This window comes from Nocardia sp. NRRL WC-3656, assembly GCF_000720265.1.
In the GTDB taxonomy this organism is placed as follows: Bacteria; Actinomycetota; Actinomycetes; order Mycobacteriales; family Mycobacteriaceae; genus Nocardia; species Nocardia nova.
In genome coordinates, this window is the sequence record NZ_JOJF01000005.1 from 166287 (window position 1) to 192501 (window position 26215).

Annotated in this window: 26 protein-coding genes; 16 read left to right on the plus strand and 10 right to left on the minus strand. The window is 67.8% G+C overall.

Features of this window, described 5'->3' with window-relative positions; all coding sequences use genetic code 11:
* Positions 1-120: 120 nt before the first annotated feature.
* A complete protein-coding gene (locus tag IG65_RS0109460; RefSeq protein ID WP_030514479.1) occupies positions 121-1662 on the minus strand; it encodes a DHA2 family efflux MFS transporter permease subunit in 1542 nt (513 codons plus the stop codon).
* A gap of 253 nt (positions 1663-1915) precedes the next feature.
* On the opposite strand from IG65_RS0109460, the gene IG65_RS0109465 reads away from it, so the two are divergent.
* The 5 genes from IG65_RS0109465 to IG65_RS0109485 all read left to right on the plus strand — a co-directional run bounded on the left by IG65_RS0109465 (position 1916) and on the right by IG65_RS0109485 (position 5893).
* On the plus strand, positions 1916-2095 hold the full coding sequence (locus IG65_RS0109465) for a hypothetical protein (RefSeq protein ID WP_104362599.1): 180 nt from the start codon (positions 1916-1918) through the stop codon (positions 2093-2095).
* A 14-nt stretch (positions 2096-2109) separates the two neighbouring features.
* Positions 2110-3216: a flotillin family protein gene (locus tag IG65_RS0109470; protein ID WP_030514481.1), complete on the plus strand. Its 1107-nt coding sequence runs from the start codon at positions 2110-2112 to the stop codon at positions 3214-3216.
* 33 nt (positions 3217-3249) lie between these two features.
* Entirely contained in the window at positions 3250-3633 is a 384-nt protein-coding gene (locus IG65_RS0109475; RefSeq protein ID WP_030514482.1) for a cold-shock protein, read from the plus strand.
* 128 nt (positions 3634-3761) lie between these two features.
* Entirely contained in the window at positions 3762-4856 is a 1095-nt protein-coding gene (locus tag IG65_RS0109480) for an ATP-dependent DNA ligase (protein ID WP_030514483.1), read from the plus strand.
* Positions 4853-5893, plus strand: a complete 1041-nt coding sequence (locus tag IG65_RS0109485) for a DNA polymerase domain-containing protein (protein ID WP_030514484.1) — start codon at positions 4853-4855, stop codon at positions 5891-5893. The genes IG65_RS0109480 and IG65_RS0109485 overlap by 4 nt, the downstream gene beginning before the upstream one ends.
* Before the next feature lie 25 nt (positions 5894-5918).
* Here IG65_RS0109485 and IG65_RS0109490 read toward each other — a convergent pair whose 3' ends face one another.
* The 3 genes from IG65_RS0109490 to IG65_RS0109500 all read right to left on the minus strand — a co-directional run bounded on the left by IG65_RS0109490 (position 5919) and on the right by IG65_RS0109500 (position 8519).
* The gene (locus IG65_RS0109490) at positions 5919-6575 is read right to left on the minus strand and encodes a TetR/AcrR family transcriptional regulator (RefSeq protein WP_051755639.1); all 657 of its coding nucleotides are present in this window, start codon (positions 6573-6575) and stop codon (positions 5919-5921) included.
* Positions 6559-7704 carry an acyl-CoA dehydrogenase family protein gene (locus IG65_RS0109495; RefSeq protein ID WP_030514486.1) on the minus strand — a complete coding sequence of 382 codons (1146 nt, stop codon included), beginning with the start codon at positions 7702-7704 and terminating at the stop codon, positions 6559-6561. Before IG65_RS0109495 ends, IG65_RS0109490 begins: the two co-directional genes overlap by 17 nt.
* 92 nt (positions 7705-7796) lie before the next feature.
* Positions 7797-8519: a TetR/AcrR family transcriptional regulator gene (locus tag IG65_RS0109500; RefSeq protein ID WP_036523827.1), complete on the minus strand. Its 723-nt coding sequence runs from the start codon at positions 8517-8519 to the stop codon at positions 7797-7799.
* A gap of 213 nt (positions 8520-8732) precedes the next feature.
* Here IG65_RS0109500 and IG65_RS34540 point away from each other — a divergent pair, with 213 nt between their 5' ends.
* From IG65_RS34540 to IG65_RS0109515, 3 genes are all read left to right on the plus strand, one after another.
* Positions 8733-9590 (plus strand): alpha/beta fold hydrolase, encoded by an 858-nt coding sequence (locus tag IG65_RS34540; RefSeq protein ID WP_051755640.1) that lies wholly within the window; start codon positions 8733-8735, stop codon positions 9588-9590.
* Between the two features lie 83 nt (positions 9591-9673).
* Entirely contained in the window at positions 9674-11155 is a 1482-nt protein-coding gene (locus IG65_RS0109510; RefSeq protein WP_051755642.1) for an SDR family NAD(P)-dependent oxidoreductase, read from the plus strand.
* A gap of 469 nt (positions 11156-11624) precedes the next feature.
* Entirely contained in the window at positions 11625-12008 is a 384-nt protein-coding gene (locus tag IG65_RS0109515; protein WP_228796943.1) for a DUF2784 domain-containing protein, read from the plus strand.
* A 14-nt stretch (positions 12009-12022) separates the two neighbouring features.
* Here IG65_RS0109515 and IG65_RS0109520 read toward each other — a convergent pair whose 3' ends face one another.
* Positions 12023-12595 carry a TetR/AcrR family transcriptional regulator gene (locus IG65_RS0109520; RefSeq protein ID WP_030514491.1) on the minus strand — a complete coding sequence of 191 codons (573 nt, stop codon included), beginning with the start codon at positions 12593-12595 and terminating at the stop codon, positions 12023-12025.
* Positions 12596-12696: 101 nt separating this feature from the next.
* Here IG65_RS0109520 and IG65_RS0109525 point away from each other — a divergent pair, with 101 nt between their 5' ends.
* Positions 12697-13941, plus strand: a complete 1245-nt coding sequence (locus IG65_RS0109525; protein WP_030514492.1) for an FAD-dependent monooxygenase — start codon at positions 12697-12699, stop codon at positions 13939-13941.
* Positions 13942-13948: 7 nt separating this feature from the next.
* Here the strand turns inward: IG65_RS0109525 and IG65_RS0109530 are convergent, their stop codons facing one another.
* Entirely contained in the window at positions 13949-14359 is a 411-nt protein-coding gene (locus IG65_RS0109530) for a hypothetical protein (protein ID WP_051755644.1), read from the minus strand.
* Positions 14360-14519: 160 nt separating this feature from the next.
* On the opposite strand from IG65_RS0109530, the gene IG65_RS0109535 reads away from it, so the two are divergent.
* Positions 14520-15557 carry a nucleoside hydrolase gene (locus IG65_RS0109535; protein WP_030514494.1) on the plus strand — a complete coding sequence of 346 codons (1038 nt, stop codon included), beginning with the start codon at positions 14520-14522 and terminating at the stop codon, positions 15555-15557.
* Positions 15554-16441, plus strand: coding sequence for an amidohydrolase family protein (locus tag IG65_RS0109540; RefSeq protein WP_030514495.1), 888 nt, complete (start codon positions 15554-15556; stop codon positions 16439-16441). Before IG65_RS0109535 ends, IG65_RS0109540 begins: the two co-directional genes overlap by 4 nt.
* 39 nt (positions 16442-16480) lie before the next feature.
* Here the strand turns inward: IG65_RS0109540 and meaB are convergent, their stop codons facing one another.
* The 3 genes from meaB to IG65_RS0109555 are packed head-to-tail and all read right to left on the minus strand — an operon-like array spanning position 16481 to position 21743.
* A complete protein-coding gene (meaB, locus tag IG65_RS0109545; RefSeq protein WP_081879361.1) occupies positions 16481-17626 on the minus strand; it encodes a methylmalonyl Co-A mutase-associated GTPase MeaB in 1146 nt (381 codons plus the stop codon).
* Positions 17623-19884 carry a methylmalonyl-CoA mutase gene (gene scpA / locus IG65_RS0109550; RefSeq protein ID WP_030514497.1) on the minus strand — a complete coding sequence of 754 codons (2262 nt, stop codon included), beginning with the start codon at positions 19882-19884 and terminating at the stop codon, positions 17623-17625. Before scpA ends, meaB begins: the two co-directional genes overlap by 4 nt.
* Positions 19884-21743 (minus strand): methylmalonyl-CoA mutase family protein, encoded by a 1860-nt coding sequence (locus tag IG65_RS0109555; protein WP_030514498.1) that lies wholly within the window; start codon positions 21741-21743, stop codon positions 19884-19886. The genes scpA and IG65_RS0109555 overlap by 1 nt, the downstream gene beginning before the upstream one ends.
* Before the next feature lie 299 nt (positions 21744-22042).
* On the opposite strand from IG65_RS0109555, the gene IG65_RS0109560 reads away from it, so the two are divergent.
* Positions 22043-22699 carry a TVP38/TMEM64 family protein gene (locus IG65_RS0109560; RefSeq protein ID WP_036523829.1) on the plus strand — a complete coding sequence of 219 codons (657 nt, stop codon included), beginning with the start codon at positions 22043-22045 and terminating at the stop codon, positions 22697-22699.
* A 12-nt stretch (positions 22700-22711) separates the two neighbouring features.
* Here IG65_RS0109560 and IG65_RS0109565 read toward each other — a convergent pair whose 3' ends face one another.
* A complete protein-coding gene (locus IG65_RS0109565; RefSeq protein ID WP_030514500.1) occupies positions 22712-23341 on the minus strand; it encodes a TetR family transcriptional regulator in 630 nt (209 codons plus the stop codon).
* A gap of 121 nt (positions 23342-23462) precedes the next feature.
* Here IG65_RS0109565 and IG65_RS34545 point away from each other — a divergent pair, with 121 nt between their 5' ends.
* The 4 genes from IG65_RS34545 to IG65_RS0109585 all read left to right on the plus strand — a co-directional run bounded on the left by IG65_RS34545 (position 23463) and on the right by IG65_RS0109585 (position 26213).
* Positions 23463-23897 carry a hypothetical protein gene (locus IG65_RS34545; RefSeq protein ID WP_051755646.1) on the plus strand — a complete coding sequence of 145 codons (435 nt, stop codon included), beginning with the start codon at positions 23463-23465 and terminating at the stop codon, positions 23895-23897.
* Between the two features lie 132 nt (positions 23898-24029).
* On the plus strand, positions 24030-24185 hold the full coding sequence (locus IG65_RS37675; RefSeq protein ID WP_156055546.1) for a hypothetical protein: 156 nt from the start codon (positions 24030-24032) through the stop codon (positions 24183-24185).
* Positions 24186-24303: 118 nt separating this feature from the next.
* Entirely contained in the window at positions 24304-25383 is a 1080-nt protein-coding gene (locus IG65_RS0109580; protein WP_030514502.1) for an ABC transporter substrate-binding protein, read from the plus strand.
* A complete protein-coding gene (locus IG65_RS0109585; protein WP_030514503.1) occupies positions 25380-26213 on the plus strand; it encodes an ABC transporter ATP-binding protein in 834 nt (277 codons plus the stop codon). The genes IG65_RS0109580 and IG65_RS0109585 overlap by 4 nt, the downstream gene beginning before the upstream one ends.
* Positions 26214-26215 lie beyond the last annotated feature (2 nt).

Consider the following 26215-nt stretch of genomic DNA (forward strand, 5'->3'; position numbering starts at 1 on the left):
GCGGAAACGACGCATGCCGCCGGGGCGGACCCGAAGGTCACGCCCGGACGGCATGCGGTGCGTTCGTGCATCCGGTGCACGAACGCGGTGGGCGAACGAGGGCTCGGCGGCCCTCGCCGGTCAGTGCCCCATCAGCACCGGTGCGTCGGCATCTTCCTGGGGCAGTTTCGGTTTGGAGCGCGGCAGGAACGCCGCCGGGATCAACGTCACCAGAACCAGCACCAGGGCGACGATGTAGGTGTGCGCGTAGGCGGTCGCCGCCTGGTCGAAGCCGGTGTCGAGCTGCTCGGGCGGCACCTTCTGCGCGATGGTCGGATCGAACTGCGATCCGATCGCCGCCTGCGCCAGCGGTTTGTTCTCCAGCATATTGGTCAGCAGCACCGACATGGTCGCCGTGCCGATCGAACCGGCCGCCTGGTTGACGATGTTCATCAGCGTCGAACCCCGGGCCACCTGCGCGTGGGTCAGCGTCTGGATCGCGGCGGTCATGGTCGGCATCATCGTGCAGCCCATGCCCAGCCCCATCACGAACAACGCCACACACATCAGCGGCAGCGAGGTGTCGGCCGAGAGCTGGGTGAAGAACAGCATGCTCACCGCGATGACGGTCAGACCGCTCATCACCACCTTGCCGGGACCGATCTTGTCGACCAGCTTGCCGCCGATAGGCATCGTCACCATCGCGCCCAGACCCTGTGGTGCGATGAGCAATCCGGTCACCAGTGTCGACTTACCCTGCACCTGCTGCAGATAGCTGGGCAGCAGCAGGGCGGAGCCGAAGAACGCCACCGCGAAGAACACCGCGGTCAGTACGGCGAAGGTCAGCTGGCGATTGCGGAACAGATGCAGATCGATCAGCGGATGTTCGGTGCGCAGCGCGTGGAAGACGAAACCGACCATCAGCACCAGGCCGATCGCGGCCGGTACCAGCACCCGCGCCGAGGCGACCGTGTGCTGTTCGGGAATCGAGGACACACCGAACAGGAACAGCGCCAACCCCGGTGACGCGAGCAGCATCCCGAGGAAGTCGAACGATTCCGAGGGTTCGGGCCGGTCCGACGGCAGCACCACGACCGCCAGGATCACCGCCACCACACCGACGGGCAGGTTGATCAGGAAGATCCAGTGCCAGCTGAAACTGCCGATCAGCCAGCCACCGAGAATGGGCCCGAGAATCGGCCCCAGCAGCATCGGCACACCGAGGACCGCCATCACGCGGCCGATCCGCTGCGGTCCGGCCGCGTGGGTCATGATCGTCATACCCAGTGGCATCAGCATGCCGCCGCCGAGGCCCTGCACCACGCGGAAGGCGATGAGCGACTCGATGTTCCAGGCCGTGGAACACAGCACCGAGCCGAGAATGAAGAACGTCAGCGCCAGGATGTAGAGACGTTTGGTGCCGAATCGGTCGGCAGCCCAGCCCGTCAGCGGGATCACGCTGGCGAGGGCCAGGGTGTAGCCGGTCATCGTCCAGGCCGCGATGGCGTAGCTGGTGTCGAATTCGTGCTGGAACGTCGGCAGTGCGACGGTTACGACGGTCACGTCCAGGATCGACATGATCGCGCCGAGCACGACCACACCGGCTACCTTGAACACCGCGGCATCGAGTGTGTCGGAAGCGGGATCCGACGTCGCCGCAGGAATATCCGGAGGAGAGGTCACCGCTTCAGCCTGCCAGGTGACCGATCGCTTGACCAGCCCCCGTTCCCAGGGGAGGCCATATCGAAACCTCCAACTTTTCGCGCCCGATTCGTCCGTTCCCACCGTTATCTTTCCGCCCGCGGGCGCGCTCCCGGCGCGCGCACTACATTGGTCTCCAACCGTTCATTCGTTGTCCGGCAAGGAGTTCCCCGCGATAGAAGACCCGGTACTCGGTTCGACCGGTAGGCTCACATCGCCGATCCGGGGCGCAGGCATGCTCGGGGAGGTCCTGGTCGCGATCAGAGGGGGCACCGAGCTGTACATCGCGCGATCCACCGAACCCTTGGATGCCGGCACCACCGTACTCGTGGTCGAGGTGCATCCCGGCCGGATCGTCGATGTCGTCGAGTGGATCCCGCTGGATGTCGGACCGGGTGGGGATACAACGAAATAACAAGGGAGACACCAGTGCTGGGCTATCACGTGCCCGATCCCGACGAGGCCATGCTGATCAGCGGCGGCCGCGCCAAGGACAACGCCCCCTTCCGCGTCATCACCGGCCACGGCGCCTGGGTGATGCCGTTCTTCCGCAAGGTCAGCTACCTATCGCTGGCGATGTTCGAATCCGAGATCCAGGAACGCTGCGTCACCCGTCAGGCCATCCAGCTCGACGTGCGCGCGGTCATCGCCTTCAAGGTCGCCAACGACACCCAGTCCGTGGTCAACGCCGCACAACGATTCCTGTCCGAACAGGAACGCGAGATGTCGGTGCTGACCGGGCGCATCTTCTCCGGCCATCTGCGCTCCATCGTCGGTTCCATGACCGTCGAGGAGATCATCCGCGAACGCCAGAAACTCGCCGACGAGGTCCTGGTCGCCTCCAAGGTGGAGATGAGCAATATCGGACTGTGGGTCGACTCGTTCCAGATCCAGTCCATCGACGACGGCGGCCTCGGCTACATCGCCGCCCTCGCCGCACCGCACAACGCCGCCGTCCAGCGCGACGCCCAGATCGCTCAGGCCGCCGCCGCCCAGCTCGCCGCCCAAGCCGAACAGGAATCGCTGCGCAAACAGGCGGAATATCAACGCCAGACCGCGATTCTGCAGGCCGAATACCAGCGCGATATCGACAAGGCCAAAGCCGAGGCCGGTCAGGCCGGCCCCCTCGCCGAAGCCATCGCCCTGCAGGAAGTGCTCACCGCCCAGGCCGAACGCGCCCGCAAGGAAGCGCAGCTGCGCGAACAGCAACTGCAGGCCGAGGTCGTCAAACCCGCCCAAGCCGAAGCCGAACGCGTGCGCGTACTCGCCCAGGCCGAGGCCGACCGCACCCGCATCCAGGCCGAGGCCGCGGCCTCCAACAACCGGATCGCGTTGGACCAGTTGCTGATCGAGCAGCTGCCCGAAATCGTCAAACAGGCAGCGCTCGGCCTGTCCAACGCCAATCTGACCGTCCTCAACGGCCCCGACGGCGTCGGCGAATTGGTCAACGGAATGGTCGGGCAGGGACTGACGGTATTCAACTCACTGCAAAAGGCTCTTTCCACCGACAACCACTCCGGGGCACCGATAGAGTGACCGCACACGGACGGCAATGAGGAGCAGGTGTAGGTGTCGATCGGGAAATTGGTGTCCTTCGACAGTTCTCGGGGGTTCGGATTCATCCGTCCCGAAGACGGCGGGCCGGACGTATTCGTTCACGTGAACGACATCGGATTGGACGAGGACGAACTGCGGCAGGGGCGAGTATTCGAATTCGAGGTCACCGAGGGTGATCGAGGACCCAAGGCGGTCAACCTGACCGCGGTCGGCGGCGCACCGGCGCCACCGCGGCATCGCGGCCGCGGCGCCGGCCAGCTCACCGCCGCCGAACACAAACGGCTGATCACCGAATTGCTGCTCGACGCCAGTCCCGCCCTCACCGCCGGCGAGATCATCACCATCCGCGACCGGCTCGCCGAATTCGCCGACCAGCACGGCTGGCTGGAGAACTGACCGGACCGGGCGAATGTCCCGCGACCGCGGATGCGGCTCTCGGCCTACGATCATGACGACGGTGCCGGGCGATGAATTTCTCCCGCCCGCACCGTCGGCATGGGTGAGACCGACCCGAGGAGGATCGCGTGGACCTGCCCGTCATGCCGCCGGTGAAACCGATGCTGGCCAAATCCGCCGGCGCCCTGCCCCGCGAGGACACCCTCCTCTACGAGCCCAAATGGGACGGCTTCCGGTGCATCGTCTTTCGTGACGGCACCGATATCGAACTCGGTTCCCGCAACGACCGGCCACTCACCCGCTATTTCCCGGAAGTGGTGCGGCTGCTGGACGCGGCGCTACCACCGCGATGCGTCCTCGACGGCGAAATCGTCGTCGTCACCGAACACGGCCTCGATTTCGATGTCCTGCAGAACCGCCTGCACCCCGCGGCCTCACGAGTGAACAAACTCAGCGTCGAAACACCCGCGAGCTTCGTCGCCTTCGACCTGCTCGCCCTCGGCGACGAGGACCTGACCACCAGGCCCTTCCACGAACGCCGGCAGCTGCTGGAATCCATCCTCGACACCCCGCACGAGGGCATCCACCTCACACCCGTCACCTCCGACCCCGACACCGCCCAGGACTGGTTCACCCGATTCGAAGGCGCCGGCTTCGACGGCGTGATGGTCAAATCCCGCGACCTGCCCTATATGCAGGACAAACGCGTCATGGTCAAGGTCAAACACGAACGCACCGCCGACTGCGTCGTCGCCGGATTCCGCTGGCACAAGGACGGCCAGGGCGTCGGCTCACTGCTGCTGGGCCTCTACGACGAGGACGGCCATCTGCACCACGTCGGCGTCGCCAGCAGCTTCACCGCCGCACGCCGCAAACAACTCGTCGACGAACTCGCACCGCTGCGCGAAGGCGCACTCGACAACCATCCCTGGCGCAACTGGGCCGACGCCGCCGCACAAGCCAAGGCCGAAGGCAAAATGCCCGGCGGCATCAGCCGCTGGACCGGCGGCAAGGACCTGTCCTGGGAACCACTGCGACCCGAACTGGTCGCCGAGGTCCGCTACGAACACCTCATGGCCGGGCGATTACGCCACGGCGGGCGCCTGGTCCGCTTCCGCGACGACCGCACCCCGCAATCGTGCACCTACGCCCAACTCGAAGAGGTCGCGCCCGCCGAACTCGCCGACGTCTTCACCGCCGCGAAAGCGCAGGCCCAGCCGTGAGCGAAGCCATCGACATCGACACCGACGGCGTGACCGTCCGCATCAGCAACCCGGACAAGATCTATTTCAGCAAACGCGGCGAAACAAAATTCGACCTCGTGCGCTACTACCAGGCCGTCGCCGAACCACTGCTGCGGACCATCGGCAACCGGCCCGTGCTGCTCGAACGCTATCCCGACGGCGCCGGCGGCAAATCCTGGTTCCAGAAACGCGTCCCGAAATCGGTCCCCGACTGGTTGCAGACCGTGCAGGTCTCCACACCCAACGGCACCGCCAGCGACGCCCTGGTCGCCGCCGACCTCGCCCACATCCTCTGGGCGGTCAACCTCGGCTGCCTCGGCTTCCACGTCTGGCCCAATCACGTTCCCGCAGGCGGCGTTCCGGCCCGCACCGAAGGCGAGATCGGCGACCTCGACATCAGCGACGAACTGCGCATCGACCTCGATCCCTCCCCCGGCATCGGCTTCGACGAGTTGCGCCACGTCGCCGTGCTCACCCGCGAACTGCTCGCCGAACTCGGCATCGACGCCCGCGTCAAAACCTCCGGATCCCGCGGCCTGCACATCTACGCCGTCCTCGAACCCGTCTGGGACGGCTACCAGGTCCGCGCCGCCGCGGTCGCCATGGCCCGCGAACTCGAACGCCGCCACCCCGACCTGATCACCGCCAACTGGTGGAAAGAGGAACGCGGACAACGCGTCTTCATCGACTACAACCAGAACGCGCCACACAAGACCGTCTTCGGCGCCTGGTGCGTGCGACCCAAGGTCGGCGCCCAGGTCTCCACCCCCATCGCCTGGGACGCGCTCGATGCGATCGTCCCCGACGAACTGACCATCGCCACGGTCCCCGAGCGGCTGGCAGCATCCGGCGACCCCTGGGCCGACCGCACGCCGCAATCGATCCAGCCACTACTCGAAATGTCGCGCCGCGACTTCGATTCCGGCCTGCTCGACGCCCCCTGGCCACCGAACTACCCGAAGATGCCCAACGAACCACCGCGCGTCCAACCCAGCCGCGCCCGCACCCCCGGCTGAGAACCACGCCGCGCCGGGTGCGCCGTCAGCGGGCCTGTTCGATCCGCGGAAACGTGGTCTGCACCAACGCCATCAACACATCCGCGAGCAGATGATGCACCTGCTCACGATTCAAGCTGCGGCGCGTAATCCATTCGCGCCCAGCGGTTTTCACCATACCGCTGTAGGCGCGGACCAGGGCTCGCAACTCGTCGTCACGCGCCGACCCGGACAGGCCCACCATCTCCAGCAGCCGGTCGGCCGCGGCGTCGTCGGCCTCGTCCAGGATGCGCTGCACCTCCGGATCGTCCCCGATACCCTCGTGCCCGGTCACCTTCACCCAGGTACTGCCCAACCCGCTGATCGTGTCCAGCAGCCACGACACACTCGCATCCACCCGCTCCCGCGGCGTACCGGTCGGCATCACCATGTAATCGGCGCGCGGCAACGTCACCATCCGTCGCACGACCGCCAGATACAGATCGCGCTTGTTGCCGAAATAGTGATTGATCAGCCCGCGCGCCACCCCGGCGCGCTGCGCGAGTTCAGCGGTCGACACCGCCGCATACGGACGTTCGCCGAACATCTCGATGGCGCAGGCCAGAATCTGCGCGCGCCGTTCGTCCGGCTCCAGCCGGCGCCGCCGGGCCGAATCGGCATCGGCCGGCACCGGCTGGGTCGTGGTCTCAGAGTGAGCGGGCAATGAGATCCTTCATCACCTCGTTGGAACCGGCGAGGATGCGCAGCACGCGCGCACCGGTGTACAGCTGGGAAATCGGGTACTCCGTCATGTATCCATAGCCACCGAACAGTTGCAGACAGCGGTCCACCACAATACCCAACTGGTCGGTAAGCCAGTACTTCGACATCGCAGCGGTGGGAATATCCAGCTCACCCCGCAGATGCTTCCCGATCGCATCATCCAGGAACGTACGGCTCACCCGCGCGATCGTCGCGCACTCGGCCAGCTCGAACTTCGTGTTCTGCATCGCGAACAGCGGCTTGCCGAAAGCCTCACGGCCCTTGGTGTATTCGACGGTCAACTCCACCGCCCGCTCCATCATCGACACCGCCATGATCGCGGTCACCAGCCGCTCCTGCGCCAGCAGCTGCATCATCTGATAGAAGCCCTGCCCCTCGGCCTCACCCAGCAGATTCGACGCCGGCACCCGCAGGCCGTCGAAGAACAGCTCCGCGGTGTCCTGCGCCTTGCCGCCGATCTTGTTCAGGATCCGGCCGCGCCGGAAACCGGGCGTCTCATCGCTCACCTCGGCGAAGATCAGCGACACACCCGCCGCACCCTTCGTCGGATCTGTCTTGGCCGCGATGATGATGCCGTCGCACAGCCAGCCGTTGGAGATGAAGATCTTCGACCCGGTGATCACGTACTCGTCACCCTCGCGCACCGCGCGGGTCTTGATGTTCTGCAGATCCGAACCCGTCCCCGGCTCGGTCATACCGATCGACAGCACCATCTCACCGCTGGCCGCCTTCGGCAGCACCCGCCGCTTGAGGTCCTCGGTCCCGAAATGATGGATGTAGGGCGCGATGATCGACGAATGCACCGGCATACCCAGTGAACCGTCCCCGGCATAGGACTGCGCGTCGATCAACGCCGCCTCGTGCGCGAAAGTGCCACCGCCACCGCCGTATTCGGACGGAATCGCGGCACACAGCAGGCCCAGCTCACCCGCCCGGTTGTACAGCTCGCGGTCCGGATGACCCTGCGCGACGAACTTCTCCTCGTTCGGCAGGACTTCCTTCTCGAAAAAGGTCTTCGCCAGATCCCGGACGGCCTCGACCTCATCGTCGCTCCACGCGGCGCGCGCCATCGTTACTTCCTTCGTCTCGTACCCGGAACCGGACCGCACCGGCCCCGCGCACCAGCCTGGCGCACTATTGGCGGCATGTCAACAACGCGGGTTCAGTGCGCCTCCCGCGCGATATTCACCTCCGCCAGCGTGCTGAAAATCGGAACCTCCGGATCCGCCACGATCCGCTGCCGCCGCAGAAACCCGTCGATCAGCGACCACACCAACTCGGTGAGCTCCGCGACGAAATCCGCACTGCTCCGCCGCGGCGCCTCCGCCCCCTCGAGCCACAGATCCGTCGTCGCCACCACCACGCCGACGACCGCCCGTGCCAGATAGTCCAGGCCCGCCGTCTCGATCGGCACCGCCTCCGCGATCGATTGCGCGAGCTTCGCGAACCGCCGCGCCGCATCGCGCCCCAGATCGAACTGCAGCACCGCCCCCACCGCCTCTCCCCCCGACCTGCTCGCCTGTGCCGTCTGCACCACCGGCGCCTGCATCAGAAACCGAAAGACGTTGGGGTGCTGAAGAATTCCGGCCGCATACGCGGTGAACACCCGCCGCAGCGCGGGCCGCGGCGGCTGCAGCAGCAACGTCATATCCTGCCCGGCGGCCGCGAACGCGTCGCGCGACATCCGATCGGCGATCTCGGTGTACAGATCCGCCTTGTCCGCGAACTGCCGATACAACCGCGGCTTCGTCATCCCCGCCGCACGCGCGATGTCGTCCATACTCGGCTGCGGGCCGTCCCGGTCGATCACCCGGATCGCCGCATCGACGATCTCCTCCCGCGTGACCCGAGGCGCGGCAGCTCGCCGGCCGACCCGAGACACCATGGGCACCTCCCCAGCCGAGCGAACAGTCGCACCCACGTTACACGTACCGCCGGTACGAAATCGATGACCGCCCCGTACACCAGCCGAAACAGGGCTTGAATAAGTAGATACCCCACCGAGGTCCGCCGACCGACAGCCGATCGCGTACTGTCGCTACCGTTGACCGTACCGGCAGTACGAGCGGCTCCGACCCCGCGCTCACGAGGTAGACCGATGAACCCAGCCCGCACCCCCTCCCGCCACCGCACCGTCACCGCCCCCGGCGGCGACCTCGCCGTCTACGAATACGGCCACCCCCAGGCCGACACCATCGTGCTCATCCCCGGCATCACCGACACCCATCGCATCTGGAACCGCGTCGCCACCGGACTCGCCGACAGCTTCCACGTGGTCACCTACGACGTCCGCGGCCACGGCCGCTCCAGCACACCCACCCGCACCTACCGCTACCGGCTGCCCCACCTCGCCGACGACCTCTTCGCCCTCCTCGACGCCGTCAGCCCCCGCACACCGGTCCACCTCGCCGGCCACGGCTGGGGTGCGATCCAACTCTGGTACGCCCTCGGCGACCCGCGCGCCAACACCCGCATCGCCTCCGCGACCGCGCTGTCGGCGCCCCACCTCGACCATCTCGCCCTCGCACTGCGCGATCTCCGCTGCCCCCGCAGCCCCTGGTGGCGGCTCCCGCGCCTGAGCTGGCTGGTCCTCGGCCGCCGCCTCCTGCACTGGCCCCGCCTGCGCGCCCGGGTCCTCCCGCAGGCCACCACCTGGCCCGCCGACCTGCTGGCCGGCGCCCGCATCGTCGCAGCCAACCTCGCCCACCACCTGCGCCATCCGCGCCCGCAACACACCGCCGTGCCGGTGCAACTCATCCTCGACCGGGCCGACACCGCCGCCCTGCCCAGCCTGCGTGCCCACATCCGCCGCGACGTCGACCGCCTCTGGCTGCGCGAACTGCCCGCCGATCCCTGGCTGCCGCTGACCGAACCCCTGCTGGTCGTCGAAGCCATCGCCAACTTCATCGACGATCAGCACACCGACCACCGGCCCATCCACTACACCCCGCGCTGAGGAGCCCCGGCAGCCTCCGAGAGCCGCGATGCGACAATAGGCGTCGCACATCCCCCGCACACGAAGGATCATCCGGCAGCACGATGGCTGAGCACACCACGACGAACGCGCCCACCACTCCCCTGCCGGACACCATCGATCCCGAGGAGCTCGCGATCTGCCTGCGCGTCCTCGACCAGGCCGCACTGCTCGACGACGACAACCCCGATTCCATCGCGGTGCAGCGTGCGGTCGGGCACATGTTCAAGAGACTGAAGCGGCGCCGCCGCACTCAGGCCCGCGACGCCGTCGCCGCCGCCGACCGGGCGGTGGTCGCCGCCACCGCCACCGGCTCCCCGAACCGCATCGACGACGAGACCGCCGGCATCCCGCTCTCCACGTCCGTCGACGGCGACGCCGCCGGCACCCTGCTGCGCGCGCGGCCCTGCTACATCTGCAAACAGCGCTACACCCGCGTCGACCGGTTCTACCACCAGCTCTGCCCGGACTGCGCCGCCCGCAACCATGCCAAACGCGATGCCCGCACCGACCTGTCCGGCCGCCGCGCGCTGCTCACCGGCGGCCGCGCCAAGATCGGCATGTACATCGCCCTGCGACTGCTGCGCGACGGCGCCCACACCACGGTCACCACCCGCTTCCCCAACGACGCGATCCGTCGCTTCACCGCCCAGCCCGACAGCGCCGAATGGCTGCACCGGCTGCGGATCGTCGGCATCGACCTGCGCGATCCGGCCCAGGTCGTCGCCTTGGCCGACGATGTCGCCGCGCAGGGGCCGCTGGACATCATCATCAACAACGCCGCCCAGACCGTCCGGCGCTCGGCCGGCGCCTACGCCGCACTCGTCGAGGCCGAATCCGCCCCGCTCCCCGCCGGCGAACTGCCCGACACCATCACCTTCGGCCACACCACCCAGGCCCATCCGAACGCACTCACCACGTCTCTGAACTCCGTGCCGGCACCGACCACCCTGTCCGCCGCCGAGGTCACCGATCTCGCACTGGTCGCGGGATCGGCCACCCCCGAACGGATTTCGCGCGGACTGGCGATCGACGCCGGTGGCCTGGTACCCGATCTGGCCCACACCAACAGCTGGGTGCAGACCGTCGCCGAGGTCGACGCCACCGAACTGCTCGAAGTGCAGCTGTGCAACTCGACCGCACCGTTCCTCCTGATCTCCCGGCTGCGGCCCGCCCTCGCCGCATCACCGGCCCGCCGCAAGTACGTCGTCAACGTCTCGGCCATGGAAGGTGTGTTCAGCCGCAGCTACAAGGGCCCCGGCCACCCGCACACCAATATGGCCAAGGCCGCGCTCAACATGCTCACCCGCACCAGCGCCCGCGAGATGTTCGAAACCGACCGCATCCTCATGACCGCCGTCGACACCGGCTGGATCACCGACGAGCGCCCGCACTACACCAAGGTCCGCCTCGCCGAGGAGGGCTTCCACGCTCCCCTCGACCTCGTCGACGGCGCCGCCCGCGTCTACGACCCGATCGTGCGCGGGGAAGACGGCGACGACCTTTTCGGCTGCTTCCTCAAGGACTACGAACCGTCCAACTGGTGACCCCCGGCCCTGTCGTGGCTGTTCTGTGGGCGTGAGTTTGTGGTGTATCCGAGTGGTATGCAGCGATACATGTTTAGATGCGCATATCGACGTATCGATATTGAATGCGGTTTCCAGGCGCCTGAGGACATCCCTGCAGCTCCAACACGACTCGAATCACCTCGCGGCGAAGGCACTGCAGGCGCTTCCCTCTCCCAGCCGGCCGGCCCGTACTCCCCCCGCGGAAGGCCACGGCGCCTTTCCCCATGTCGTTGGCCTCGTCCGATATGGGCCGCTCCCCCATGTGTTGGCCGAGAGCCACGTCAGGTGATTAATCGTTTAATGCGCATATGTGCGTACCGGTATCTTTCCGGCTCCGAATCGCCGGCCGCGACCGGAAGGCCGTGGGAGACACAGTCGTTCACCCGGCAGGCGCCGATGCCCGAATCCCGCTCACGCCGGCGACAAGCGCCCTAATCTGGATTACGTGATGTACCGGCTGCTGGCAGATGCCACCGCAGGTGTGCATTTTCTGTTCATCGCCTACCTCGTCGTCGGCGGATTCGTCGCGTGGCGGTGGCGATGGACGATCTGGACCCATATCGCCGCGGTGGCCTGGGGTTTCAGCACGGTACTCATCGGGGTCGACTGCCCCCTGACCTACCTGGAGACGTGGGCCCGGGAACGCGGCGGCGAAGCCGGCCTACCATCGACCGGCTTCATCGACTACTACATCACCGGGGTGCTCTACCCCCGCAGCGCTCTGGATCTCGTACGCATACTGGTCGTCGCGCTGGTGGCGGTGTCGTGGATCGGCTTCGTCCGGCTCGGTAGGCGGCGGCGGTACCGCTCTCACCACGCAGTCGCCGAATAGCGCACCCGCGCGAGCTATTCCCGGCTCATCGCTCGCACCGCACGGACGACGTCGTCGCCGGTCAGCTGATCACCCGCGGGCGCGATCAGCCACTGCAGCGCCATACCTTGGAACAGCGCGAAATAGAGCTTGGCGACGGCGCGGGCATCGCCGGCCGACAGCTCCGGATGGACTTCGCGCAGGGGCTCGACGAGTGCGGCATACACCTCCTCGGTCGCACCCGAGAAGTACTCCTGGGATTCCGGCGACCGGGCCACTCGCACCCCGTTCTCGAAGCTGAGAATCAGCTCGTCCGGATGGTTCTGGATGACGTCCAGCATGCCGTTCCACGTGGCCTCCAGCGACTGCGCCAGGGTCCGCCCCTCCCCTGCGTCCCGGATGGCCGCCTCCATACCGCGGCCGATCTCGTCACCGGTCGCCTCGGCGATGGCCTCGGCGACCAACCGATCCTTGGTACCGAAGTGGTAGCCGATGGCCGCCAGGCTGACCCCGGCCGCGCCGGCGATATCGCGCGCGGTCACCTTGGCGAGACCTCGCTCCAGAATCGCCTTCCTCGCCCCCGCCAACAGATCCTCTCGATTACCCATAAGCCCAGGTTACAACGTCTTACACATTTGTACTAGACAGATGTGCCAACTGTATGGCACATTTGTCTAAGACGTTCGGACCAAACGATAGGAATCGCCCCATGAACACCGTCTCCCGCCCCCTGCACATCCTGGTCTCCGGCGGCGGCATCGCCGGCAATGCCGTTGCGCTGCAACTGCTTCGAGCGGGCGTCGCGGTCACCGTCGTGGAGCGCGCCACCGCTCCCCGCCCCGGCGGCCAGGCGGTCGATCTGCGCGGACCCAGCCGCGAGGTGGCCGAGCGCATGGGCCTGATGCCCGGCATCGCCGAGTACCAGCTCGAAGAACTCGGCATTTCCTACATCGACCACAAGGGCCGCACCTACGCGAACATGGCGATGGAACATTTCGAGGGCAAGGGCCCGGTGGCCGACATCGAGATCACCCGCGGTGACCTCAACCAGGTATTGCTCGACGCCGTCGCCGCGGCCGGCGGTGAGCTGGACTACCGCTACGGCGAGGGGATCGAATCGCTGACCCAGGACGACACCGACGTGACGGTGACGTTCGCCTCGGGACGCAGCGGCCACTTCGACCTCGTCGTCGGCGCCGACGGCGTGCATTCGGCGACCCGCCGGCTGGCCTTCGGCCCGGAGGAGCAGTTCAGCACCTTCCTCGGCGGCTACGCCTCGTTCTTCACGATGCCGACCCCGGCGGGGATCACGCCCGGCTGGTTCGCCATGCAGCTGGTTCCTTCCGCCGCTGTCGGCTTGCGGCCCGACCGCGATCCCGCGACCGCCAAGGCGATTCTCACTCTGCTCGGCGACCCCGATCCGGCGCTGCGCCGCGATACCGCCGCACAGCAGCGGCTGATCTGCGAGAAGGTCGGTTCGCAGCCGCATTGGCACGCGCCGACCATTCTGGCGGCGATGACCGAGGCCGACGACTTCTACTTCGACGAACTCGCGCGCATCGATATGCCCACCCTGGCGGCCGGGCGCGTGACGTTGGTCGGCGACGCCGGCTACTGCGGCTCACCGATGACCGGGATGGGCACGGCGATGGCGCTCGTCGGCGCATACATCCTCGCGGGTGAGCTGGCGGCCGATCCGGCCGATGTCTCCGCGGCGCTGCGCCGCTACGAGGAGAAGGTCACCCCGTTCCTCGACAAGGCCAAGGAACTCCCGGGCGGCGGGATCGATATGATGCTGTCCCCCAGCGCATTCGGCACATCCATGCGGCGAACCGCCAACCGGATCATGATGTCGAAGCCGATGCGGCCGGTCATGATGAAGCTGTTCTTCGGCAAGACCGACGACTATGAACTGCCCACGTACGAAACTTCCGCCGCCACGACCGGACGGTAGGCACGGGTCACAGCTGGGCCGTCGTGCCCGGCGCCAACCCCTCCGCGAGCCGCAGCTTGGCGGCCAGATCCGACAGCAATTCGATCGAAGAGGCGGACAGCCCGGCCGCGGTGGTGAGCAGACGCCGCAGCGCCGGATCGTCCACCGCCGCCGACACCACGTCGTCACCGGGCACCGGATCACCGGATCCGCCGTCGTTGAATCGCGTCAATTCCACCGCCAGCACCCTGGCCACGGTTTCGACCAGAGCTCGGGACGGATTGTCGCGGTTACCCGACCGCAGCTGGGACAGATAGGTCGCCGAGACCGGGTGCCCGGCCTGGGTCACGCGGAAAGCCAAGGCGCGATTGGTCATCCGGGTACCGTGCGCCTGCTCCCACTGCGAGACGACCTCGTTGAAACGGTCCGCGAATCTCACCGGCGAAACACCCCCAGGCCGCTGCGAGGAACGCGCACGGTCCACAACACGAGAATTGACATGTCGAAACTACCCTCGCCCGCATCGTTTCGCCCGCCGACAGGCCGGACGGGGCGGGCCGGCGGCGGGCCGCTAGTCTCGCACCGTGCGGCAGACGATCATGGTGGACGTAGACACCGGAATCGACGATGCGCTGGCACTGCTGTATCTGCTGGCGGATCCGCAGCTGGAGATCGCCGGAATCGCCTCGACCGGAGGCAATGTCCCCACCGCGCAGGTCGCGGCGAACAATCTGGCCCTGCTGGATCTGTGCCGGGCGCCGGCCATCGAGGTGGCACTGGGTGCGGCGCAGCCGCTGGCGATCCCGCTGCGGACCACCGAGGACACCCACGGTCCGCACGGGATCGGCTATGCCGAACTGCCGCCCTCGCCGCGCCCGCTCTCGGATCGTTCGGCGGCGCAGTTGTGGGTCGACACGGTGCGGGCACGTCCGGGTGCGGTACTGGGCCTGTGCACCGGGCCCTTGACCAACCTGGCCCTGGCGCTGGACCTGGAACCCCGGCTGCCGCAACTGCTTCGGCGGCTGGTGATCATGGGCGGCGCGTTCCGGCATCCGGGTAACACCACCCCGACCAACGAGTGGAACGTGCATGTCGACCCGGAGGCCGCCAAAGTGGTCTTCGACGCGTTCTCCGCCGCCCCGCAGGATCATCGGCCGATCGTCTGCGCGCTCGACATCACCGAATCGATCGAGATGTTCCCGGACCATCTGCGGCGGATCGCGGAGCGAGCGCACTGCGGCGGCGCCGCGATGCCGGCTCCCGGGGATCCGCCCGGCCTCCGGTCCGAGGCGGCCAATCCGATCGTGCGGTTCCTGATCGACGCGGTGCGGTTCTACTTCGAGTTCCACCAGCATTACGACCAGGGGTACCTGGCACATATGCACGATCCGTTCGCCGCGGCGGTCGCGCTCGAACCGACCCTGGCGGTGTTGCGCCCGGCAACGGTGGACGTCGAGCTCGCCGGGACGATCACCCGCGGCACCACGGTCGCCGATTGGGCGGGCATGTGGGGTCGCGCACCCAACGCCGACATCGCGGTCGGCACCGACCCGGCGGCCTTCTTCGACCGCATGATCGAGCGGATCGGTGATTTCGCGGCGGCGCTGTATCCGCCGGTGGCGCAGGAGGTTCGGTGACGGTAGACGAGAGTGACCAGGCGGCGGTCGCGCAATTCCGGAGCCGGATAAAGTTGCCCGGAATCATCGATGTGCACACCCACTTCATGCCCGATCGGGTGCTGCACAAGGTGTGGGAGTATTTCGATTCCGCGGGCCCGCTGATCGGACGGCCGTGGCCGATCACCTATCGCGACGACGAGCAGCAGCGCCTCGATACGCTGCGCGGCTTCGGAGTGCGGGCGTTCACCTCCCTGGTGTATCCGCACAAACCCGATATGGCGGCGTGGCTGAACGAATGGGCGGCCGACTTCGCCGCGCGTACCCCGGACTGCTTGCACACCGCGACCTTCTATCCCGAGCACGGCGCCGGAAGTTATGTGAGCGCCGCGGTCGAATCCGGAGCGCGCATCTTCAAATCGCATATCCAGGTCGGTGACTATCATCCGGGCGACCCGTTGCTGACCGAAGTGTGGGGGCTGCTGTCCGAGGCCGGGATTCCGGTGCTGATCCACTGTGGCTCGGGGCCGGCGCCGGGTGAATTCACCGGTCCGGAACCGATAGCGGCACTGCTGCAGCGGTTTCCGCGGCTGACGCTGATCATCGCTCATATGGGCGTGCCGGAATACTCGCAGTTCCTCGACCTCGCCGAGCGCTACGACAACGTGCACCTCGACACCACGATGTCGTTCACCGATTTCATCGAGGAGCGAAACCCGTTCCCGCGCAACGAATACTCGCGCCTGTCCGAGCTGGGCGAGCGCATCCTGTTCGGCAGTGACTTCCCGAACATCCCGTACTCCTACGCCCATGCGCTGGAAGCGCTCGAACGACTCGACTTGGGCACGGACTGGGTGCGCGCGGTCTGCTACGACAATGCGGCGCGGCTGTTCCGGATGCGATGAGGTGTCCGGGCGCGAATTCTCGTCGCCCGGACAGCCCTGCTACTTCTCGTCGAAGGCGCGCAGCAGTTCCTCGGCTGCGAGGGCCGGGGTCAGCGATCCGTCGCGGATCTGCTTTTCCACCTGCGCGCGAATCGCTTTCACGCCGGGACTGTCGGCCAGCCGGCGCAGCAGCTGGTCGTGCACCATCGTCCACGTCCAGTCGACCTGCTGGCGGCGGCGCTTCTCGGCGAACTCGCCCGCCTCGGTGAGAACGCGCCGGTGTTCGAGGACCGTGTCCCAGAAGGTGTCCAGACCGGTACCGTTCAGCCCGCTCATGGTGAGAACCGGTGGGCGCCAGAGGGATTCGCGCGGATGGATGAGTCGCATCGCACCCTGCAGTTCGCGTGCGGCGGCCCGCGCCTCCACCTCGTGGCGGCCGTCGGCCTTGTTGACCGCGACCAGATCGGCCAGCTCCAGCACACCCTTCTTGATGCCCTGCAACTGATCTCCGGTGCGGGCCAGGGTGAGGAAGCAGAACACGTCGACCATATTCGCGACGGTCACCTCGGACTGGCCGACGCCCACCGTCTCCACCAGGATCACGTCGTAACCGGCGGCCTCGAGCAGCACGATGGTCTCGCGGGTCGCCTTGGCGACACCGCCCAGCGTGCCCGCGGTCGGCGACGGGCGGATGAACGCGTCGCGTTCCACCGACAAACGCGCCATGCGGGTCTTGTCGCCGAGAATAGATCCGCCGGTGCGAGTCGAGGACGGATCCACCGCCAGCACCGCGACCCGATGCCCCTGGCCGATCAGATACATCCCGAGCGCGTCGATGAACGTCGACTTGCCCACGCCCGGAACGCCGGTGATACCGACGCGATTGGACGCGGCGGCGCCGGCTTCGGCCGTCAGCTCGAGCAGCAGCCGCTGTGCCGCCTCGCGGTGATCGGCACGGGTGGATTCGACCAGCGTGATCGCGCGGGCGAGCGCGGCGCGCTGATTGTCGCGGATCGCACCCGCCAGCTCCGCCACATCGATGGTCCGGCGTTGTCCGCCGCCCGGCGACTGCGGTCCGTCCACGCGCAGCGCCGGAGGCAGGCCGCGGGCGGTGGACAGGGCCTGGCTTCCGGGCAACTCCGCCTTGGTGGGCACCTCTGCCCCGGCGGGCGCATCGCCCGCCGGGGTCCGGTCGGCGTCGCTCATTCCGCCTCGGCTTGTCCGCCGATCTCGTGGCCGAGTTCGGCCGCCAGCTTCTGCAGCAGACCGATCGCGGCATCGGCGATCACGGTGCCCGGCGGGAAGATCGCCGCGGCGCCGGCGGCATACAGCTCGTCGAAGTCACCGGGCGGAATCACGCCGCCGACGATGACCATGATGTCGGGGCGCCCGACATCGGCCAGTGCCTGCCGCAGGGCGGGCACCAGCGTGAGGTGACCGGCCGCCAGCGAGGAGACACCGACGATGTGCACGTCGTTGTCGGCCGCCTGCTGGGCCACCTCTTCCGGGGTCTGGAACAGCGGGCCCACATCGACGTCCATGCCGAGGTCGGCGAAGGCGGTCGCGATCACCTTCTGGCCGCGGTCGTGGCCGTCCTGGCCCATCTTGGCGACGAGGATGCGGGGGCGGCGGCCCTCGGCCTCGGCGAATTCCTCGACCAGCTCGATGGCCCTGCTGATGTTGGTCACCTTGCCGGCCTCCTCTCGGTAGACGCCCGACAGTGTGCGGATCTCGGCCTGATGGCGACCGTACACCTTCTCCAGCGCGTCGGAGATCTCGCCGACCGTGGCCTTGGCGCGGGCCGCGTCGATGGCCAGCGCGAGCAGGTTGTTGGCCATCCCGCCCTCGGAAGACGCTGCGGCCCTGGTCAATTCGGCCAGCGCCCGCTCGACCTCGGCGCTGTCGCGTTCGGCGCGCAGGCGGCGCAGCTTCTCGTTCTGCTCCGCCCGCACGCGCGAGTTCTCGACCTTGAGGACCTCGATCTCCTGGTCCTCGGTCACCTGGTACTTGTTGACGCCGATCACCGGCTGCGCGCCGGTGTCGATGCGGGCCTGGGTGCGGGCCGCGGCCTCCTCGATGCGCAGCTTCGGGATGCCCTCCGAAATCGCCTGCGCCATACCGCCGTGGGCCTCGACCTCGGCGATGTGGGCCCGGGCCCGCTCGGCGAGCTGGTGGGTCAGCCACTCGACGTAGTAGGAGCCGCCCCACGGGTCGATCGGCCGCGTGGTCCCCGACTCCTGCTGCAGCAGCAGCTGGGTGTTGCGGGCGATGCGCGCGGAGAAGTCGGTGGGCAGCGCCAGCGCCTCGTCGAGGGCGTTGGTGTGCAGCGACTGCGTGTGGCCCTGTGTCGCGGCCATCGCCTCGACACACGTGCGCGCGACGTTGTTGAACACGTCCTGCGCGGTCAGCGACCAGCCCGAGGTCTGCGAGTGGGTGCGCAGCGAGAGCGACTTCTGGCTCTTGGGCTCGAACTTCGACACCAGCTCGCTCCACAGCAGGCGGCCCGCGCGCAGCTTGGCGACCTCCATGAAGAAATTCATACCGATGGCCCAGAAGAACGAGAGCCGCGGCGCGAACTGATCGATCTCCATGCCCGCGTCCAGGCCGGCGCGAATGTATTCGACACCGTCGGCCAGGGTGTAGGCCAGCTCCAGGTCGGCGGTGGCTCCGGCTTCCTGGATGTGGTAGCCGGAGATGGAGATCGAGTTGAACTTCGGCATCTTCGCGGAGGTGTAGGCGAAGATGTCGGAGATGATCCGCATCGAGGGCTTGGGCGGATAGATGTAGGTGTTGCGGACCATGAACTCCTTCAGAATGTCGTTCTGAATGGTTCCGGCCAGCTGTTCGGGCTTGACGCCCTGTTCCTCGGCGGCGACGACGTAGAGCGCCAGGATCGGCAGCACCGCGCCGTTCATGGTCATCGACACCGACACCTGATCCAGCGGAATCTGGTCGAACAGTTCCCGCATATCCAGGATCGAGTCGATGGCGACGCCGGCCATACCGACGTCACCGGTGACGCGCGGGTGATCGGAGTCGTAGCCGCGGTGGGTGGCCAGGTCGAAGGCGACCGACAGACCCTTCTGGCCCGCGGCCAGGTTGCGCCGGTAGAAGGCGTTGGAATCGGCGGCGGTGGAGAAACCCGCGTACTGGCGGATGGTCCACGGCTGATTCACGTACATGGTCGGGTACGGGCCGCGCACGAACGGCGCCACACCGGGCACGCTGTCGAGCGGATAGCCTTCGGCCACAACGGCATCGCGGTCGGCCTTGGTGTACACCGGCGCGACGTCGATACCTTCGGGGGTGGCCCAGACCAGTTGTTCGGGCGCGTAGCAGTTGGCGGCCGCCGATTCGGCGACGAACGCCTCGACGTCGCCGCCACCGGTCCGCCCGACCGCCGGTTCGCCCAGCGGTACCTCGGCGAAGCTGCCGATCACGTGGTTCACATCTCGAGTAGTCATTACGCTCCCAGCTTCTCCAGCAGGCCGGACAGGGTCGCCACCGCGTCCATGCGGGCCGTGAGGAATCCGTCCGGCCGCTGCGTGCCGCTCACCTCGGCCACCGCTTTCTCGGGCCCGGCCAGCAGGACCGTCGTCACGCCGGCGTCGCGCAGCTGCTGCACGGCGGGCGCGGCCTCGGTGCCGTAGCGGGCGTCACTGCCGCACAGCACCGCCATCGTCGCTCCGGATTCGGTTGCGGCAGAGCCGATCCCGGACGTCTCCAGCGCTCCCGGGTTCACCGTTTCGATGCCCCCGGAGGCCAGTACGTTCGCGGTGAAGGTCACGCGCACGTTGTGCTCGGCGACCGGGCCCAGCGGGACCAGCAGCGCCCGGGGCCGGCGGCCGTGGGCGGCCAGGTAGGCGTCCGAACGGTTGCGCAGCGCCTCGAACGCCGCGCCGTAGCGGGCCACCCCGTTCGTGTCGCGCGCAGCCTCCGACAGCGGTTCCTCGGCGAGGTTCGGGAATTCGTTGACGCCGGTGACGGCGGTGCGGCGGTGGGCGATATCGGATTCGCGGCGGGTCCGGGTGTCGGCGATGCGCTCGGCCAGCAGGCCGGACTCCAGCGCGGCGCGGTATCCGCCGGCGCGCTCGAGATCCTGCATGAACGTCCACGCCGCACCGGCCACCTCCGCGGTGAGGCTTTCCACGTGCCAGGAACCCGCGCCGGGGTCCTGCACATGTCCGAGATGCGACTCCTCGAGCAGCAGCAGCTGCGTGTTGCGTGCCATGCGTTCCGAGAATGCTTGCGACACACCGAGTTCCCCGGCCGGCAGGGCCGCGTCGAAGGGCAGCACGGTGACCAGATCCGCGCCGCCCACGCCGGCGCCGAAAGCGGCCAGGGTGGTGCGCAGCATGTTGACCCACGGATCACGCTGGCTCAGCATCGCTTCCGAGGTGACGGCGTGCTGCGGCGCGTTGCCGAAGTCCGGCGCGCCGCACTCGTGCGCCACCCGGGCCCACAGCCGGCGGGCGGCGCGGAATTTCGCGATCGTCTCGAACTGATCGTCGGTCGCCGCCAGCTGGAAACTCACCTGGTCCAGCGCATCGGCGACATCGAGGCCGGCGTCGGTCAGCGCGCGCAGGTAGTCGAGGCCCGCGGCGACGGCCGCGCCGATCTCCTGGGCGTCGGACGCGCCGGCGTTGTGGAAGACGGCGCCTGACACCGTGATCGCACGGACGGTCTCGGTGCGGCCGGCGGCGGTGCGCGCCAGCTCGACCGCGGCGTCGAGGTCGGTGTCGGCCACCCCGGCGAAGCGGCTGGTCAGCGGCGCCGCGCCGAGGAAGACGTGGATATCGGAGCGGTCGTCCACCTCGTAGCCGTCCAGCAGGGTCAGCACCTGCGCGACGGCGGCGGGGGTGTCCGCGCCCGCCCGCAGGCTCAGGGGAGCCAGTTCGAACAGCAGTCCGCGCAGCGTGTCCGCCAGCCCGGCCACCGGGACGCCGTTCTCACCGACCCCGAGCCACACGGAGCTGACGCCGTTCTCCAGAGCGGCGAGGATCTCCTCGTTGACGGCGGCAGGATCCGTTCCGGCGAAGCGGGCGCTGACATGCCAGCCCCGATGCACGTCGCGGGTGGCCTCGTTGCCGCGCACGAACGGGAATCGTCCGGGCAGAGGCTGTTCGGGCAGTTCGTCGCGACGGGTGTACAGCGGCGCGACGGTCACTCCGTCGTAATTGGTGACCTCGAGCAGGCGCTCCGGCTCGTCACCGAGTTCGGATGCCTCGACCTTGCGGGACTTGGCCAGCACTCCGGCCACACCCTTGCGCCATGCGGCGTATCCGGGCACGGTGTCCGCACCCGGATCTGAACCAATCGGCATCGCTGCTGTACCTCTTCCACTCGACTCCGATACTTCACTCGTACCGGATACCTACGCTGGGACCCAACTCTTCGCAGCGCCTTCGCAACCGCCTGTGTGACCTATTCACAGTGCGACGGGCGTGCGATATCGGCAGGTCGACGACCAATTCGGTTAACGATCATTCATCAACCTTCATTCGATGCTAGCCCGGTGTTCGCATACTCTTCGCACAGCCTGGCCATACCGACCGGTAACCTGTCGCGGTGCCGAGGACGACGAATGTGGCCTTGCGACTACTGCGCAATCGACGGGTCGTGATGCTGGCGATCCTCGCGGCCGCGCTGGTCACGGTCGCCGTACTGGCACCGCATCCGGCCCCACAGCAGATCCGGGAGTGGGCCGATTCGGTCGGCCCGATGTTTCCGCTGCTCTTCTTCCTCGTCCACGCGCTCGTGACGGTGGCGCCGTTTCCACGCACCGTCTTCACGCTCAGCGCCGGCCTGTTGTTCGGGCCGATTCTCGGCATCACCCTGGCGGTCGCCGCGACGACGGTCAGCGCGGTGCTGGCGCTGCTGCTCGTGCGAGCCCTGGATCGGGAGCAGGTCGCCGCGCGGTTGACCCATCCCGCGGTACAGGCGGTGGATCGGCGACTGGCCCGGCGCGGCTGGCTCGCCGTCGGCTCCCTGCGGCTGATCGCACCGGTGCCGTTCTCGGTGATCAACTACTGCGCCGGATTGTCCTCGGTGCGGATGATGCCGTACCTGCTGGCCACGTTCGTGGGCATCATCCCCGGCACCATCGGCGTCGTCGTCCTCGGAGACGCGTTGACCGGCCGGACGAACCCGGGTCTGCTGGTGCTGTCGGGCGTCTGCATCACCATCGGCGTGATCGGCCTGGTAGTCGACGCGCGGTGGGGCGCAGAGCAATTCGCGGCACTGGCCACCGAGGCCGCCGAGGAACCGGCACCGCGCTGAGGCCGCGCGGCCTCAGCGGGTCCGCAGCTCCAAACTCGCCGGCACCGCCGCGAAGGCCTCCCGCACTCTCTCCGTCAGCGCAGCGCGGCCGCCCCGGCCGTCGGCCCGGACCCATTCCCGTCCGGCCACACTCCACGCCGAGGTCACCAGTTCGGCCAGGACCTGCAGTCGCAAATCGTCCGCGGGCAGTCCCAGGCGATCGGCGAGGATCGTGACCGCGTCCGCCTCCACCCCATGGCGGTGGTACTCGACGTAGGCGAGCAGTGCCGGGGTGGTGCGGATGAGCCGGCGAGTGGCGACATACCGGTGATCCCACTCCGGCTCCAGATCGGCGACGGCCGCGGTCAGCGTCTCCCGTATCGCGTCCAGCACGACTCCGGTCAGCGGTCGATCCGCCAGCGCCGCGAGATACGCGGACCACAATTGCGCCTCCGCCTCGATCGCGACCGCTTCTTTGGCCGGATAGGTGCGAAAGAAGGTGCTGCGAGATACCTCGGCCTCGTCGACGAGTTCGTCGAGTGTCGTCGCGTCGAATCCGCGCTCGGTGAACAGCCGCAGCGCGGTGTCGGCCAGTACGCGACGAGTACGCAGTCGTTTGCGCTCTCGCAGCGGGAGTGTGCGGTCGGATGCGGGATCGGGCATGCCGAGATGCTATCCGAACCGAGCCCGAGGCACGTAAGAAACTGGAACGCGAACGACACTTGCGCCCGTATGGAACTGAGTGTCAGAATTGGGGCCACAGTCCGGCAGTCAGGAGTTCGTCATGTCCCCCGCCATCACGCTCGATCCGTCGATCATCGGCCAGGCCGAAAAGCACCACAACGCGCTTCTGCACCGCGTCCTCGCCGGTACCGGCATCGACGAGGCGCAGTGGATCACGCTCAGCCAGGCCGCGGCCGCCGGCGGCACCGTCGATCGGGAGCGGCATATCGCCACTCTCGCCGCGAAGACGACCTGGGCACCCACCGTCGTCGCGACCGCCGCGACGCGGCTCACCGACCGCGGTCTGATGCTCGCGGCGCCGGGCGGTGAACTCGTGGTCACCGAGGCGGGCGACCGCCTCGTCGCGGACCTCCGCTCCCGCACGAGCGCCGTCCTCGGCCGCGTCTACGGTGCGGTTCCGGCGGCCGACCTCGCGATCGCGGGGCGGGTTCTCGCCGCGATCACCGCGGGTTTGTCCCGCGAACTGGACGACTGATCGTCACGCCCGCCGGAATTCGCGGCGGGCGGGCGAAACGGGATGATCGGCTCGCGCTGCGCACAATCATTGCCCCACGTCCCTTGCCGGACCACAGTGCCTATATCACTTTCGGTCCCGGCAGGAGGATGGATGGCCGCCACCGATGAATCGCGTTCGGGCGCAGGCGTTGTCGATCGGGAGAGCGCGGCGCCGACCGCGGGACCCGGCCGACGGGTACGCGGCGTGCTGACGCGACGGCGCACGGTCGATCTCATGCGCGTCCCGCACGGGATCTGTCGCGCCTGAACCCGGGCGCCATCGTCGTCGCCGAAAGCCGTTGCCAGGCAATTCGTTTCGCCGATCTACCGGTCACCGCACCCGGATGTGCGCGTGACCGCAGACGCATTCAGTGAAAGAACCGATCATGTTGTCGTTCAGACGACCCCGGGTCGTGCGCGCGTTCGCCGCCGCCCTCGCCCTGCCCGTGCTGGCCGCGCTCGCCGCCGGCTGCTCGAGTTCCGGCGCCGGAACCACCGCCGACGGTAGGACCATCCTTCGCTACCAGGGTCAGGCCGGCACGGTCACGCCCTACGAACTGGCCGCCGACCTCGGCTACTTCTCCACCATCGAGCTGAAGTGGGAGGGCGACACCACCAGCGGTCCGGCCAATATCCAAGCCGCCACCACCAAGCAGATCGAATTCGGCAGCGCGTTCAACGGCGCGGTCGTCAAGCTCATCGCCGGCGGCGCACCGGTGACCTCGGTGCTCAGCTCCTACGGCGCCGACCGGCAGAGTTTCACCGGCTACTACGTCCGTGACGATTCGGGCATCAAGACCGCCAAGGACCTGATCGGGAAGAAGGCCGGCGTCAACACCCTCGGCGCCCACCACGAATTCATCACCCGGCAATGGCTGCACGACCAAGGGCTCACCGACGACGAGATCAGACAGGTGCAACTCGTGGTGCTGCCGCCGGTCAATACCGAGGACGCGCTGCGCAAGGGCCAGATCGACGCGGCGGCACTGGGCGGCCCGCTGCAGGACATCGCGCTGGCTCACGGCGGCATCCACGCGCTCTACACCGACAAGGGCCTGTTCGGCGAATTCGACTACGGCACATACGTCTTCCGCAACGACTACATCGCCGGCCATCGGGACGCGGTGGCCGACTTCGTCCAGGGCACCGCCCGCGCGACGCGCTGGCTGCAGATCACGCCGCGTGATCAGGCGGTGGCGCGACTGGCCGACATCATCCATAAGCGCGGCCGCAACGAGAACACCACACTGCTCGACTCCTACAAATCGTCCGGCATCCCGGTGCCCGGCGCCGTGATTCAGGAGCGAGAGCTGCAGATCTGGATCGACTGGCTGGTCCGCAACGGTGAACTGCCCGCCGGGAAATTCGCGGCCAAGGATCTGTACACGAACAAGTTCAACCCCTACGCCAACGGCAAGTACCCGGCCGACAGCGGGCCGGCCGGAGAGGTGGTGGCCGCCAAATGAGCGACACGGCAATCAAACTCGCGCTCGACGGGGTGTGCAAGGAATTTCCCGCGCGAGGCGCCGGAACACCCTTCACCGCGCTGGAGAACATCACCGTGGACGTGCGCGATGGTGAATTCCTCGTCCTGGTCGGCCCCAGCGGTTCGGGTAAGTCGACGCTGCTGGATCTGCTGGGCGGGCTGACCCGGCCGACCCACGGACAGATCCTGCTCGACGGGCGGCCGGTCACCGGCCCCGGTCTCGATCGGGGCATCGTCTTCCAGCAGTACGCGCTGCTGCCGTGGCGCACCGCGCGCGGCAATATCGAATTCGGGCTGGAGGCCAAACGCATCCGCCGGCGTGAGCGACGCCGGATCGCCGACGAATATCTGGAGCTGGTCGGCCTCACCGGCTTCGGCGACCGGTACCCGCACGAGTTGTCCGGCGGCATGAAACAGCGCGTGGCCATCGCGCGCAGCCTCGCCTTCGATCCCGAGGTGCTGCTGATGGACGAGCCGTTCGCCGCGCTCGACGCCCAGACCCGTGAATCGCTGCAGGACGAACTGCTGCGCATCTGGCGCACCACCGGCAAGACCATCCTGTTCATCACCCACGACATCAACGAAGCCGTGTATCTGGGTCAGCGGGTGGCCGTGCTCACCTCACGGCCGGGACGGGTCAAGGCGGTGGTCGATATCGATCTCGACCGCGAAACCGCCCCGGAGGCCGACATCCGCTCCAGCGAACACTTCAGCGAAGTCCGGCACCGGATCTGGTCGCTGCTGCACGACGAGGTGGCCCGCGCACAGGGTCTCGACCAGGCCGACCTCGCGGCCACCGACAGGAGGTAACA